The organism is Streptomyces sp. SLBN-31, from assembly GCF_006715395.1.
Classification (GTDB): Bacteria; Actinomycetota; Actinomycetes; order Streptomycetales; family Streptomycetaceae; genus Streptomyces.
In genome coordinates this window covers 2,871,988-2,884,441 of sequence record NZ_VFNC01000002.1, presented here as the reverse complement: position 1 = coordinate 2,884,441, position 12,454 = coordinate 2,871,988, and the positions used below count along the sequence as shown (strand labels likewise).

Annotated in this window: 12 protein-coding genes, 1 pseudogene and 1 riboswitch; of the genes and pseudogenes, 3 read left to right on the top strand and 10 right to left on the bottom strand. The window is 73.4% G+C overall.

Annotation, left to right across the window (positions count from 1 at the left end; all coding sequences use genetic code 11):
* Window positions 1–25 precede the first annotated feature (25 nt).
* Entirely contained in the window at window positions 26–1,288 is a 1,263-nt protein-coding gene (locus FBY22_RS33160) for an alpha/beta hydrolase (RefSeq protein ID WP_142151666.1), read from the top strand.
* Here FBY22_RS33160 and FBY22_RS33155 read toward each other — a convergent pair.
* The 10 genes and pseudogenes from FBY22_RS33155 to FBY22_RS33115 form a co-directional block, all read right to left on the bottom strand.
* On the bottom strand, window positions 1,257–1,718 hold the full coding sequence (locus tag FBY22_RS33155) for an iron chaperone (RefSeq protein WP_142151665.1): 462 nt from the start codon (window positions 1,716–1,718) through the stop codon (window positions 1,257–1,259). The two genes, FBY22_RS33160 and FBY22_RS33155, sit on opposite strands and share 32 nt — an antisense overlap.
* Window positions 1,719–1,885: 167 nt before the next feature.
* A complete protein-coding gene (locus FBY22_RS33150) occupies window positions 1,886–2,305 on the bottom strand; it encodes a transglycosylase SLT domain-containing protein (RefSeq protein ID WP_142151664.1) in 420 nt (139 codons plus the stop codon).
* 302 nt (window positions 2,306–2,607) lie between these two features.
* Window positions 2,608–3,456, bottom strand: coding sequence for an ECF transporter S component (locus tag FBY22_RS33145; protein ID WP_142151663.1), 849 nt, complete (start codon window positions 3,454–3,456; stop codon window positions 2,608–2,610).
* Window positions 3,453–5,420 carry an ABC transporter ATP-binding protein gene (locus FBY22_RS33140; protein WP_142151662.1) on the bottom strand — a complete coding sequence of 656 codons (1,968 nt, stop codon included), beginning with the start codon at window positions 5,418–5,420 and terminating at the stop codon, window positions 3,453–3,455. The genes FBY22_RS33145 and FBY22_RS33140 overlap by 4 nt, the downstream gene beginning before the upstream one ends.
* Window positions 5,417–6,559 carry an energy-coupling factor transporter transmembrane component T gene (locus FBY22_RS33135; RefSeq protein WP_142151661.1) on the bottom strand — a complete coding sequence of 381 codons (1,143 nt, stop codon included), beginning with the start codon at window positions 6,557–6,559 and terminating at the stop codon, window positions 5,417–5,419. Before FBY22_RS33135 ends, FBY22_RS33140 begins: the two co-directional genes overlap by 4 nt.
* Window positions 6,552–7,175, bottom strand: coding sequence for an SCO2322 family protein (locus tag FBY22_RS33130; protein WP_142151660.1), 624 nt, complete (start codon window positions 7,173–7,175; stop codon window positions 6,552–6,554). The genes FBY22_RS33135 and FBY22_RS33130 overlap by 8 nt, the downstream gene beginning before the upstream one ends.
* Window positions 7,172–8,398, bottom strand: a complete 1,227-nt coding sequence (locus tag FBY22_RS33125) for a prenyltransferase/squalene oxidase repeat-containing protein (RefSeq protein ID WP_142151659.1) — start codon at window positions 8,396–8,398, stop codon at window positions 7,172–7,174. Before FBY22_RS33125 ends, FBY22_RS33130 begins: the two co-directional genes overlap by 4 nt.
* 113 nt (window positions 8,399–8,511) lie before the next feature.
* Window positions 8,512–8,647, bottom strand: a riboswitch (cobalamin riboswitch).
* Window positions 8,648–8,771: 124 nt separating this feature from the next.
* The gene (locus FBY22_RS45450; protein ID WP_260845331.1) at window positions 8,772–9,149 is read right to left on the bottom strand and encodes a RidA family protein; all 378 of its coding nucleotides are present in this window, start codon (window positions 9,147–9,149) and stop codon (window positions 8,772–8,774) included.
* Window positions 9,147–9,578, bottom strand: a pseudogene (locus tag FBY22_RS45445) (nuclear transport factor 2 family protein); the annotation flags it as partial. The gene FBY22_RS45450 and the pseudogene FBY22_RS45445, both read right to left, overlap by 3 nt.
* Before the next feature lie 45 nt (window positions 9,579–9,623).
* A complete protein-coding gene (locus FBY22_RS33115) occupies window positions 9,624–10,661 on the bottom strand; it encodes an MBL fold metallo-hydrolase (protein ID WP_142151657.1) in 1,038 nt (345 codons plus the stop codon).
* 85 nt (window positions 10,662–10,746) lie between these two features.
* Between FBY22_RS33115 and FBY22_RS33110 the strand changes: the two genes are divergently transcribed.
* Window positions 10,747–12,204 carry an aldehyde dehydrogenase gene (locus tag FBY22_RS33110; protein ID WP_142151656.1) on the top strand — a complete coding sequence of 486 codons (1,458 nt, stop codon included), beginning with the start codon at window positions 10,747–10,749 and terminating at the stop codon, window positions 12,202–12,204.
* Window positions 12,205–12,210: 6 nt separating this feature from the next.
* Window positions 12,211–12,444 carry a ferredoxin gene (locus FBY22_RS33105; protein ID WP_142151655.1) on the top strand — a complete coding sequence of 78 codons (234 nt, stop codon included), beginning with the start codon at window positions 12,211–12,213 and terminating at the stop codon, window positions 12,442–12,444.
* The last annotated feature ends 10 nt before the right edge of the window (window positions 12,445–12,454 follow it).

Genomic DNA, 12,454 nt, shown 5'->3' with positions numbered 1-12,454 from the left:
CCCGCGCGTCCGTAGCGTTCGCGGCATGAGTGATGAGACGCGCAAATCACCTGGAAAACACACCGGTTGGCCTACCCGACGAGGGCTCGCCGCGGTGGCCGCCCTCCTGCTCACCGGGCTCGCGGCCGCGCCCGTCGCGGCGGCGGACGGGCGGCCGTCCGCGCGTGGCGGGCTCCTCTCCGTCACCCCCGTCGCCCACCACGACGCCGGGCAGGTCAGGCGGTTCCTCGACGAGCGGGGCATCGCCGCCGACCCCGTGCGGTACGGGGTACGGGCGTACCGGCTGACGTACCGGACCGTGGACCCGTACGGGAAGCCGACCACCGCGACCGGCCTGCTCACGCTGCCCACCGGCGGAGCCCGTCGCCTCGACCTCGTCTCCGACACCCACGGCACCATGGTCAAGCGCGGCTACGCGCCCTCCGCGAGCGAGGACTTCGGCCGGGTGCCCTCGTACCTGAACGCGGGCGCGGGGCGCGCGGTCGCCGCTCCCGACTACCTGGGGCTGGGGGAGGGGCCCGGGCCGCACCCCTACATGGACACCCGCTCCTCCGTCACCGCGTCCGTCGACATGCTGCGGGCCGCCCGGACGGCGGCCGGCCGACTGGGACGGCCGCTGACGGGTGCGGTGTACGCCACCGGGTTCTCACAGGGCGGTCAGGTCGCGATGGCACTCGGAAGGGCGCTGCACGCGGGGGTGGACGAGCACTTCCGGCTGAAGGCGCTCGCACCGATCAGCGGCCCCTACGACCTGGAGGGGCAGGAGATGCCGGCCCTGTACGACGGGCGGGTCAACGACACCAGCGGCGTGCTGTACATCTCCTACTGGCTGACGGCCCAGAACCGGCTGCACCCCCTCTACAAGGACCCGGCCGAGGTCTTCCGCGCACCCTACGCGGGCCGGGTCACCGCCCTCTTCGACGGAACGCACGAGGAGGAGGACGTGGTCCGCCGACTGGCGCCCTCGGTGAAGCAGCTGCTCACGCCCGCCTTCTACGAGCGGATGCGGCACCCGGGCGGCCCGCTGCTGGCCGCGATGCGCGCCGCCGACCACACCTGCGACTGGAAGCCGGAGGTGCCGGTGCGGCTGTACGCGGGGGCGGCCGACACCGACGTGCCGATCGGGAACGCGGACAGCTGCGCCGCACGGCTGGCCGGGCACGGCGAGCCGGTGCCGGTGCTGAACCAGGGGGACGTGGACCACTTCGGGTCGTTCGCCGTGTCGGCGCCGCAGGTGACGCGCTGGTTCGACGCGCTCAGCTCGCCGCCCGGCGCACGAGGTCGGTGATCCGGGCCTCGGTCTCGGAGGTGAGGGCGGTCACGGCGAAGGCGGTCGGCCACATCTCGCCGTCGTCGAGGTTGGCCGGGTCGTTGAAGCCGAGGGTGGAGTAGCGGGCCTTGAACTTGCCGGACGGCTGGAAGAAGCAGACGATCTTGCCGTTCCGGGCGTAGGCGGGCATCCCGTACCAGGTCTTCGGCTGGAGCTCGGGCACGGCGGCCTTGACCAGGGCGTGGATGCCCTCGGCGAGGAGACGGTCCTCCTGAGGCATCTCGGCGATCTTCGCCAGTACCTCGGCCTCCGGGTCCGCCTTCGCCTTCGAGGTGCGCGAGCCGCCGCGTGCGGTCGACTTCAGCTCCTTGGCGCGCTCCTTCATCGCGTCGCGCTCCTCGGCGGTGAAGCCGTCGTACTTCTCGTCGGTCTTCGCCTTGGTGGCCATGGCAGGTCTCCTCCGTCGTGGGGCCGTCTCGCTGCCATCTCATGCTAGGAAGCGGCGCCCGCGGGGGCTTCTCGAAAACTGACCGGTGGCCCGGGTACGGCGGAGGGGCGCCTCCCGTGCCCGTCGGCACGGGAGGCGCCCCTCGTCCGTGATGCTGCTGTCGCGGCTCAGTACCAGCCGTTCGCCTGCCAGAAGGCCCAGGCGCCGGTCGGGCTGCCGTAGCGGGACTTCATGTAGTCCAGACCCCACTTGATCTGGGTCTTGGCGTTGGTCTTCCAGTCCGAGCCGGCGGAGGCCATCTTCGAGCCCGGCAGCGCCTGGACCAGGCCGTAGGCGCCGGAGGAGGAGTTGGTCGCGGTGACGTTCCAGCCGCTCTCGTGCTCGACGATCTTGCTGAAGGCGGCGTACTGAGCCGCGTTCGGGATCATCTGGTGCGCGATCGCCCTGGCCTCGGTGGCCGAGTTGGCGGTCGCCGCGTGCGCGGGGGCCGCGGTCAGCACCATGCCGGTGGTGGCGGCGGCCACGGCGACACCGGCGAGAGCCTTCTTCGGGGACGAGATGCGACGGGCGATGCGGGAGACGAGCACGGGAAACCTTTTCTTCGGGGACAGGGTGCCGGACGCGGACCGGGTCCGGGGACCCGGGTCGTGCGTCGGCGCCGAGGCCCTGGGGGCACGTCGGCGCCGTGCGACGTCGTCCAGAGAAACAGGCTCGCGAGATGTCCGCAAAGACCGCTTTTACTAGTTGTGGCCGCATCTGGGGTGCGGGCAAGGTTGTGATCTGGCTCTCAAAGTGCAGGTCAGACACCATTATGTCGTGGGCATGGCGTCCGATATGCACTACTAGGTCGGACCGTGGGTGATGTGGGTCATGTGGGGCGGTTCACGGCTCAACGACCCTCGAATGTGACGGCGGTCTCGAAAGCCGCCCGCCGTGTGGCTCTGCGTAGCGCCCTGAGCACGGCCGGGCCCAGGGTCAGCGTCAGTGCGACGGTGACCACGGCCCGGCCCAGGTCCCAGCCCAGTGAGGTGGCCGTGCAGTACGTGAGGAAGCGGGCGAGATTGGCCGGGACGGCGGCGTGCGGGTCGAAGGAGATGTTCGACGCCGAGGTGCCCATGAACGGCCAGCCCGCCAGGTTCATGATCGTGCCGTAGGCGAAGGCGGCGAGGAAGCCGTAGGCGGCGAGCAGGGCGAGCTCGCCGCGGCCCCGCAGCCGGCCGGGGCCGGGGAGCAGCCCGGCCCCCATCGTGAACCAGCCCATCGCCAGCATCTGGAACGGCATCCACGGACCGACCCCGCCCGTCAGCAGCGCCGACGCGAACATCGTGAGCGAGCCGAGGGTGAAGCCGAAACCGGGACCCAGGACCCGCCCGCTGAGCACCATCAGGAAGAACATCGGTTCGATGCCCGCGGTCCCGGCCCCGAGCGGGCGCAGGGCCGCGCCGGTCGCGGCGAGCACGCCCAGCATGGCCACCGCCTTCGGACCGAGGCCCGATTCGGAGATCGTCGCGGCCACGACGGCGACCAGCAGCACCAGGAGACCGGCGAAGAGCCACGGGGCGTCCTGGGCGTGGGCGGCGAGGCCCGAGCCGGGCGGGGCGAGGAAGGGCCAGCCGAAGGCGACGACACCGACCGCGCTGACGAGGGCGAGAGCGGCGAGGGAACGGGGACCGAGACGGACGGCGGTGGCCCGGCCGGGCGGGGCCTGGCCGGGCGGGGCCGGGAGGGCCGGGGTCATCGGAGGGCCTCCCGCACCTGGGCGACCGTGAGCCAGGGCCGCGGGGCGAGGATCTTCGTGACCTGCGGGGCGAAGGAGGGGGAGGAGACCACGACGTCCGCGGTCGGGCCGTCGGCGATCACCTCTCCCTCCGCGAGGAGGATCACGCGGTCGGCGAGCTCCGCGGCCAGTTCCACGTCGTGCGTCGCGAGGACGATCGCGTGGCCGTCGGCCGCGAGGGCGCGCAGAAGCGTGACCAGGCGGGCCTTCGCCGCGTAGTCCAGCCCCCGGGTCGGCTCGTCGAGGAGGAGCAGGGGCGGGCGGGCGGTCAGCACGACGGCCAGCGCGAGGGTGAGGCGCTGGCCCTCCGACAGGTCCCGGGGGTGGGTGTCGTCGGGGACGCCGGGGAGCAGCCCGGAGAGGAGGTCGCGGCAGCTGCCGGGCGCTGCCTGGGCGTCCCGGTCGGCCGCCGCGCACTCGGCGGCGACCGTGTCCGCGTACAGGAGGTCGCGCGGTTCCTGGGGGACCAGGCCCACCTGCCGGACGAGGTCCCGGGGCGGGGTGCGGTGCGGGGTGAGGCCGGCGACGCGGACCGTGCCCGCGGAGGGCTCGACGAGGCCCACGAGCGCGCTCAGGAGCGTGGACTTCCCGGCACCGTTGCGCCCCATCAGGGCGACGGTCTCACCGGCGGCGATGGTGAGACCGACCTGGTGGAGGACCTCGGCATGCGTACGGCGAACGGTCAGGGCCCGGACCTCGGCGACGTGGCCGGACACCGCGGCCGGGACCGTCGTGCCCCTGCGGCGGGCGGGGAACCAGCGCTGCCTGCGGGTACGGGAGGCGGGCAGCGTGCCGCTCGCCCCGGCCGACGGGGTGCCGTCGGCGTTCGGGGTGGGTGGGATCCCGGCCGATGGGGTGCCGTCTGTGCGCGGGTGGCGCGCGATGCCGGCTGGTGGGGTGCTGTCGGTGTTCGGGGTGGGTGCGTTCCCGGCCGGTGGGGTGCTGTCGGTGTTCGGGGTGGGTGCGTTCCCGGCTGGTGGGGTGCCGTTCGTGCGCGGGTCGAGCGCGTTCCCGGCCGGCGGCGTGAGAGTCGCCTTCGTCCGCAAGGCGTCGTCGGGCTCAGGAGCGTGTGCCGCCACGGAGGTGCGATCGGGCGTGGGCGGCGCGAGGTCCGCCAGCCGCTCGCGCAGTTCGACCGCCCTGCGGCGCGCGTCCCGGACCGTCAGCGGCAGCGGGGTCCAGCCCGCCAGGCGCCCCAGTTCTACCACCGGCGGACACACCGGCGACACGGCCATCATCTCCGCGGGCGTCCCCAGCAGGGGGGCCGCTCCAGGGGCCGGCAGGACCGCGACCCGGTCGGCGTACTGGATGACGCGTTCCAGGCGGTGTTCCGCCATGAGGACGGTCGTGCCCAGGTCGTGGACCAGGCGCTGCAGGACCGCGAGGACCTCCTCGGCCGCGGCCGGGTCCAGGGCCGACGTCGGTTCGTCGAGGACCAGGACCCGCGGGTGCGGAGTGAGGACCGAGCCGATGGCCACGCGCTGCCGCTGCCCGCCGGACAGGGTGGCGATGGAGCGGTCACGGAGGTCGGAGAGGCCGAGCAGGTCCAGGGTCTCCTCGACACGTCGGCGCATCACCGCCGGTGCCAGGCCCAACGACTCCATCCCATAGGCCAGTTCGTCCTCGACCGTGTCCGTCACGAAGTGGGAGAGGGGGTCCTGGCCCACCGTGCCCACCACGTCCGCCAGTTCACGTGGCTTGTGCGTACGGGTGTCACGGCCCGCCACCGTGACGCGGCCGCGCAGTGTGCCGCCCGTGAAGTGGGGGACCAGGCCGCCGACGGTGTTCAGGAGGGTCGACTTGCCGGTGCCGGACGGGCCCACCAGCAGCACCAGTTCGCCCTCCGGGACCTCGAAGTCCACGCCCCTGAGGGTGGGTTCGGCCGCCCCCTCGTAGGTCACCGAGACGTCCTCGAAGCGGATCACGACGGCTCCTTGGGGGTGGGGGCGACGAAAGCCGGCAGCAGGGCGACGAGTACGGCCGCCGCCGGCCAGAGGGGAAGGGTGGGTGCCGTCAGCGGGACGACGGCGGGGGCCAGGGCGGCCGGGTCGGTCGCGGCGGCCAGGGTGAGCAGTGCGGCGGGCACGGCGCCGGACGCCGTCACCAGCCAGGCGCGCGCATCCCAGCGGTCGGGGCGGTACCGCGTGCGCAGGCTGCGGCGGCCGCCCAGGCGGAGACCGGCGAGGGACGCGGTGACACCGGCGAGCAGGAGCGGCAGACCGTAGGTGCCGGCCTCGGCGGTGAGCAGCCCGTACGTCCCCGCGCACACGCCGAGCAGACCGCCGAGGGTGAGGGCGGTGGTCGTACGGCGCACGGGGGCGGGGACCTCGGCGGTACGGCCGTATCCGCGCGCGTCCATGGCCGCGGCGAGGGCGACGGAGCGTTCCAGGGCGCCTTCCAGGACCGGCAGGCCCACCTGGAGCAGGCCGCGGACGCCGCTGTCCGGGCGGCCGCGCAACCGGCGCGCGGCGCGCAGACGGTGGACGTCGGCGATGAGGTTCGGCGCGAAGGTGAGGGCCACGACGACCGCAACGCCCGTCTCGTACAGCGCGCCGGGCAGGGACTTCAGCAGACGGGCGGGGTTGGCGAGGGCGTTCGCCGCGCCCACGCAGACGAGGAGGGCGGCGAGCCTCAGGCCGTCGTAGAGGGCGAACAGAAGCGACTCGGCCGTGACCTCGCCGCCCAGGCGGATGCCCTGCGCCCAGTGCGGGAGCGGAACTTCGGGGAGCGTGAGGAGGGTGTGCGTGCCGGGGACGGGGGAGCCGAGGACGACGGCGAAGACGAGGCGGATGAGGAGCACGGCGAGGGCGAGCCGGAGGAAGGCGGTGTAGGAGCGGGCGTCGGGCGAGTGGGGGCGGCAGGTGGAGACGACGTAGGCGGAGACCGCGATCAGGAGGCCGAGGAGCAGGGGGTTGCCGGTCCGGGTGGCCGCGGTGCCGAGCGCGAGCGACCACAGCCACCAGGCCCCGGGGTGCACGAGGAGACGCCGCTGCCGCGACCGCGGCACGCAGACCCGCGGGGCGCCGCCCTGTTCGGACCGCTCGGGATCGTGGGTGTCAGGCATGCCTGCGCCGTCGTGCCTGCCATGCCGCCGCGGCGCCCAGCAGCGCGACCGCGCCCGCACCCACCCACAGGCCCGCCGAAGGGCCGCTTCCGCCGCCGCCCGTGTGCTTGTCCTCGGCGCTCGACACCTGCTCGCCGCACCCCTTCGCCGGGTACCCGGCGATCGCGCAGAGCAGGGCGTTGGTGTCGTAGCGCAGGGGCTTGGCGACCGCGGCCAGGGCGTCCGCCGTCGTCGCGTCGGACGGCACCCGGGCGCATGCCGTGCGGCGGGCGGGCGGCTGCTCGGCGGACGGGGCGTCCTTCGCCGTACCGAAGTCGATGAGCAGGGCTATCCGCTTCTCGCCCCGGACCGCCGGAGTCCGTGCGCAGATCGCCGCGAAGGACGTCGCGCCGCGTGGCTTCGCCGCGTCCCCCGAGTCCTCGCTGACCGAGAAGCGGAAGCCCTGGACGTCGCCGTCGGCGGGGCGGGCGGTGGAGGGGCCCTGGGTGGCGTAGGTCCAGTGACCGGAGTCGAGGGTCCAGAACGACCAGTACCGGTAACCGGTGGCCCCGGCCGGTGCGGCGAGGCCCAGGGTGAGGAACAGGGTCGTGAGGAGGAGGGTCGCGCGGCGCGTCACCGCTGACGCCTCCTGCCGCGGAGCATCAGCGCGAAGCCGATGAGGGCGCCGACGAGCAGGCCGCCGCCGACCGTCCAGGCCACGCCGAGGGAGTCCTCGTCCTTGCCGGCGGACGCCTTGGTGCCGTCCGGGCCGGCCGTCGGGTTGTCGTCGACGCCCGCGGGGGCCGGGCCGGTCGCGTTGAGCTTGGCGACGAGGTCCAGGCCGCCGAAGTCGTGGACGTCTCCGCCCCGGGCGGCGGACGCGGCGAAGATCAGCTGGGCGTAGGCGGCGGGACCGGCCTGGGCGGCCCAGTCGGCGGCGTGGGACTCCAGCCAGTGCAGCGGCTTCGCGGCCTGGGAGTTGAGGCCGGCGCTCGACAGGGCGACGACCGCGTCGGCCGTGTTGCCGTAGTCGGGCTGGGGCTTGGCGCCGGGCAGCGCGGTGGTGAGGTGGCCGCTCTTGGCGAGGGACTTGGCGAGCCAGGCGGCGCCGTTGTCCGCGGCGGGCTGGTGGCCGGAGTCGCTGTCGGGGTCCGCGCAGCCCGCGGGCGCGTCGGTGTCGTCCTGCCTGCTGCCCGCGACCGTCTCGCCGAGCAGGCCCAGCACGGCCGCCGCGGTGGCGTCGGCGTTGGCCGCGAGCCTGCCCTTCTTGTCGGGCTGGTAGGCGAAGGCGCCCGCGTCGGGGCCGTCGCAGGGCAGCGCGAGGCCGCGCAGGGCGTCGTAGGGGGACTTGCCGTCCTTGTGGAGGTTCGGCACCGTCACGCCGGCCTGGGCGAGGGCGCCGATCACGACGGACGTGGAGTTCGCGTCGCTGGCGCCACCGGCGGTGAAGCCCCAGCCGCCGTCCTTGTTCTGCACCGACTTCAGCCAGCCGACGGCCTTCGCCACCCGGCCGTCGTGGCCGCCGATCTCGGCGAGGGCCTGGACCGCGGCCGCCGTGCTGTTGGTGTCGGCCTTGCACGGCGCGCCGGCGGTGGCGCGGTAGGCGGCGAAGGAACCGTCGCCGCACTGCTGCCCGGCCAGCCAGGCCACGGCCGCGTCGGCCGGCTCGACGCCGACGGTGCGCTGCGCGAGCAGGGCGAGCGACTGGCGCCAGACGCCGTCGTACGTCGGGTCGGAGGTGCCGTAGAGGCCGGTGGGGAGCGATGCCGAGGGGGACGGCGAGGCGGCGACCGCGGGGGTCGCGCCGCCGAGTACGGCTACGGCGGCCAGCGCCGCGGCGCTGTGACGGATGACGCTCATGATCGGCTGCTGCCTCTCCCTGGGGAGCCGGAAAGCAGCACGGGACAGCCCCGGGCGGCTCGGCTCCGTATACCTCGACGGTGCCGTGTGGCGGCGGGGAGCCGGCACACGTGAGCCGGTCACGATCCGTACGGGGCACTCCGGCTGGCCGGTCCGGGTCGGACCGGGTCACGGTTGCGGGTCAGCGCCGGATTCGCACCGGCTTTCCCCCGTACGGGTGATGACGACCCGGACACTGTACCCGCGGGTCAGGAAGGTCTGAGCGGTGGCTGTGCGTGACGGAGGTCACCGACGCCGACGCCTCCGACAGCCGGCACAGCACCAGGGCCAGATCGCCGGCGGGACGGGCCCCGGGTTCTCTCGCGCCCGTGGGTCAGCCCACGACGGCCACCGCGTCCACCTCCACCAGCACCCCCTCCCGCACCAGGCGCGCCACCACCGTCGTCCGGGCCGGAAGCGGGTCGCAGCCGGTGAAGAACTCCCGGTAGACGGCGTTGAACTCGGCGAAGTGGGCGCGGTCTGCCAGGTAGCAGGTGCAGCGCACGATCGAGCGGCGGTCACCGGCCACGGCCGCGACATTGGCCAGCACCAGGCGTGCTTGCTCGGCGAAGGCGGCCGGCATTTCGTGGGTGCCCGGATGCAGGGGTCCCTGTCCGGAGGTGAACAGGAAGGGACCGGTGCGCACGCCCTGCGACAGCGGCGGTTCGGTGCCGTCGGAGAAGCGGACGTAGGGCGCGGCGTCGGTGTGCACGCGCTGCGGGCCGCCGCCGAAAGGCAGGACGAGGGTGCGGGCGGCGAGCAGCCAGGTACCGTCGGCGGCCCTGCGGAAGGCGTCCTCGTAGTGACCCACCTGGTACGGCGGCCCGGCGGGCAGGATGCCGCCCGGGTGGCCGTCCAGGCGGTACGTCGTGAAGTACGACGTGGCCGTGGCCGTGTCCGGACCCGTCACGGTGACCCGGACGTTGGACATCACGCGGCGCGAGAGCCGGTCGGCGGGACGGGCGCCGAAGTACGTCCGCAGCGCGTCCCGTCCCTCGATCCGTCGTTGGCCCTCCGGCCACTGGCAGACGCCGTCCTCGGTGAACAACTCGGCCACGGTGGCCGGTTCACCGAGATCGAGGCGGTGGACGAAATCGAGGATCAGGCGTTCGCAGGCGCGCTCGGCGAGAAGGTTCTCCATGAACCCGTATTCATACGCGGTCTACGGCTGTGTACGTCACCGTATTCATACGCGGTCGACGGCCGTGTACGTCACCGGATCGCTCCCCGGCACCGCCTCCGCCCGGCCCAGTTTCACCAGTCGTCGCAGATGCGCCTCCGCCTCGGAGACGGCGATGTTGCGCGAACCGTAGGGGATCTGCTCCCAGGGCCGGTTCCACTCCATGCGCTCGGCGAGCTGCCAGGGGGTGAGGGGCGCGGCGAGCAGGCTCAGGAGCCCGGCGAGGCGCTCCTCGTGGTGGGCGAGCAACTCCCTTACGCGGGACGGCCCGTCGGTGAAGGCGTGCTGGTGGGCCGGGAGCACCTCGGCGGGGGCGAGCCGGCCGACGCGTTCGAGGGAGTCGAGGTAGTCGCCGAGGGGGTCGGTGACCGTGGCGTCGTCCGGGTCCTCGTAGAGGCCGATGTGCGGGGTGATCTCGGGAAGCAGATGGTCCCCGGAGAACAGGCGTCCGTGGCCCGGCAGTCGGGAGGGGTGCTCCTCCTCCAGGTGCAGGCACACATGGCCGGGGGTGTGGCCGGGCGTCCAGATCGCGCGCAACCGCCGCCCCGGCAGGTCGAGCAGCTCGCCGGGCACGATCTCGCGGTCGGGCAGGGCGGGGGAGAGGCCGGGCAGGGCGGCGCGCGGGGCGGGGTCGCGCAGCGGAGCCACGTGCTCCTCCGGGGCGCCGGCGGCCGTGAGCTTGGCGGCCATGTAGGTGAACCAGCGGTCGGCCCGGGTCTCACGGGTGCGCCGGACGATCGCCGTGTCGGCCGCGTGCATCGCGATCCAGGCACCGGAGGCCTCACGCACCCTGCCCGACAGGCCGTGGTGGTCGGGGTGGTGATGGGTGATCACGACACCGTGGATCTCCGAGACGTCGGTACCGCAGGCGCGCAGCCCCTCCGCCAGCACGGACCAGGCCCCCGGGTCGTCCCAGCCGGTGTCGATCAGGACGGGCCCGCGGTCGGTGCCGACGACGTACACCAGGGTGTGCCCGAGCGGGTTGTCCGGAATGGGCACCCGAACGGACCGTATGCCCCCGCCATGATCGAACGTCTCCGCCATCTGCCCTCCGCTCCACGGCCATTGCCCACTATAACTAGAACTGGTATCAGTTCCTGAAACACCGTCAGAAACGAGGGCAGTGGTGATGGCCGAGCTCTTGGAACACGGACAGCTGTTCATCGGAGGGGAACTGACCGATCCCCTGGGCGAGGACGTCATCGAGGTGATCTCCCCGCACACCGAGGAGGTCATCGGGCGGGTGCCGCACGCCTCGCGGGAGGACGTCGACCGGGCGGTGGCGGTGGCGCGCCGGGCCTTCGACGAGGGGCCCTGGCCGCGGATGTCACTGGACGAGCGGATCGAGGTGGTCACCCGGATCAAGGACGCGATCGCCGTACGGCACGAGGAGATCGCCCGCGTGATCTCGTCCGAGAACGGGTCGCCGTACTCCTGGAGCGTCCTCGCGCAGGCCCTCGGCGCGATGATGGTGTGGGACGCGGCGATCACGGTCGCCCGGAACTTCACCTACGAGGAGCGGCGCGACGGCGTGCTCGGGAAGATCCTCGTGCGGCGCGAGCCGGTCGGGGTCGTGGCGGCCGTGGTTCCCTGGAACGTCCCGCAGTTCGTCGCCGCCGCCAAACTCGCGCCCGCGCTGCTCACCGGCTGTTCGGTGCTCCTCAAACCGTCGCCCGAGTCGCCGCTGGACGCGTACATCCTCGCCGACATCACCAGGGAGGCCGGGCTCCCGGAGGGCGTGCTGTCCGTGCTGCCCGCCGACCGGGAGGTCAGCGAGTACCTGGTCGGGCATCCCGGGATCGACAAGGTCTCCTTCACCGGATCGGTCGCCGCCGGCAAGCGCGTGATGGAGGTCGCCGCGCGCAACCTCACCCGCGTGACACTGGAGTTGGGCGGCAAGTCGGCGGCCGTCGTGCTGCCGGACGCGGACGTGGCGACGACCGTCGCGGGGGTCGTGCCGGCGGCCTGGATGAACAACGGCCAGGCGTGCGTGGCCCAGACGCGCATCCTGCTGCCGCGCTCCCGCTACGACGAGTTCGCCGAGGCCTTCGCCGCAGCGGCCGGCGCCCTCGTGGTCGGCGACCCGCTCGACCCGGCGACCCAGGTCGGCCCGCTCGTCGCCCAGCGCCAGCAGCGCCGCAACCTCGACTACATCCGCATCGGCCAGGAGGAGGGCGCCAAGATCCTCACCGGTGGCGGGCGTCCGGCGGGGCTGGACCGGGGCTGGTACGTGGAGCCCACCCTCTTCGGCGACGTCGACAACTCGATGCGGATCGCGCGGGAGGAGATCTTCGGCCCGGTCATCTGCCTGCTGCCCTACGGCGACGAGTCCGAGGCCCTGAAGATCGCCAACGACTCGGACTACGGGCTGAGCGGCAGCGTGTGGACGGCGGACGTCGGCCACGGCATCGACGTGGCGCGGCAGGTGCGGACCGGGACGTACTCGGTGAACACCTTCAGCCTCGACATGCTGGGCCCGTTCGGCGGCTACAAGAACTCCGGCCTGGGACGGGAGTTCGGGCCCGAGGGGTACGGGGAGTACCTGGAGCACAAGATGATCCACCTGCCGGCCGGCTGGGAGGGCTGAGCGGTCATGGGGGACCGCTGGCACGTCGAGGTGGACCGCTCCGTGTGCATCGGTTCGGCCCAGTGCGTCCACCGGGCCGAGGGCGCCTTCCGGCTCGACTCCGCGATGCAGTCCCATCCGGTGGAGCCGGACACCGACGCGAACGAACGGGTGCTGGAGGCGGCCGAGAACTGTCCCGTGGAGGCGATCGTGGTCACGCTGTCGGGAAGCGGGGAGCCGGTGTTCCCGCCCGAGGAGTGACGGTTACGCT

What these genes read in the sequence shown, in the direction of transcription:
- FBY22_RS33160 (WP_142151666.1), top strand. Translation starts at nt 26, where the DNA reads ATGAGTGATGAGACGCGCAAATCACCTGGAAAACACACCGGTTGGCCT.
- FBY22_RS33155 (WP_142151665.1), bottom strand. Translation starts at nt 1,718, where the DNA reads ATGGCCACCAAGGCGAAGACCGACGAGAAGTACGACGGCTTCACCGCC.
- FBY22_RS33145 (WP_142151663.1), bottom strand. Translation starts at nt 3,456, where the DNA reads ATGACCCCGGCCCTCCCGGCCCCGCCCGGCCAGGCCCCGCCCGGCCGG.
- FBY22_RS33135 (WP_142151661.1), bottom strand. Translation starts at nt 6,559, where the DNA reads ATGCCTGACACCCACGATCCCGAGCGGTCCGAACAGGGCGGCGCCCCG.
- FBY22_RS33125 (WP_142151659.1), bottom strand. Translation starts at nt 8,398, where the DNA reads ATGAGCGTCATCCGTCACAGCGCCGCGGCGCTGGCCGCCGTAGCCGTA.
- FBY22_RS33115 (WP_142151657.1), bottom strand. Translation starts at nt 10,661, where the DNA reads ATGGCGGAGACGTTCGATCATGGCGGGGGCATACGGTCCGTTCGGGTG.
- FBY22_RS33110 (WP_142151656.1), top strand. Translation starts at nt 10,747, where the DNA reads ATGGCCGAGCTCTTGGAACACGGACAGCTGTTCATCGGAGGGGAACTG.
- FBY22_RS33105 (WP_142151655.1), top strand. Translation starts at nt 12,211, where the DNA reads ATGGGGGACCGCTGGCACGTCGAGGTGGACCGCTCCGTGTGCATCGGT.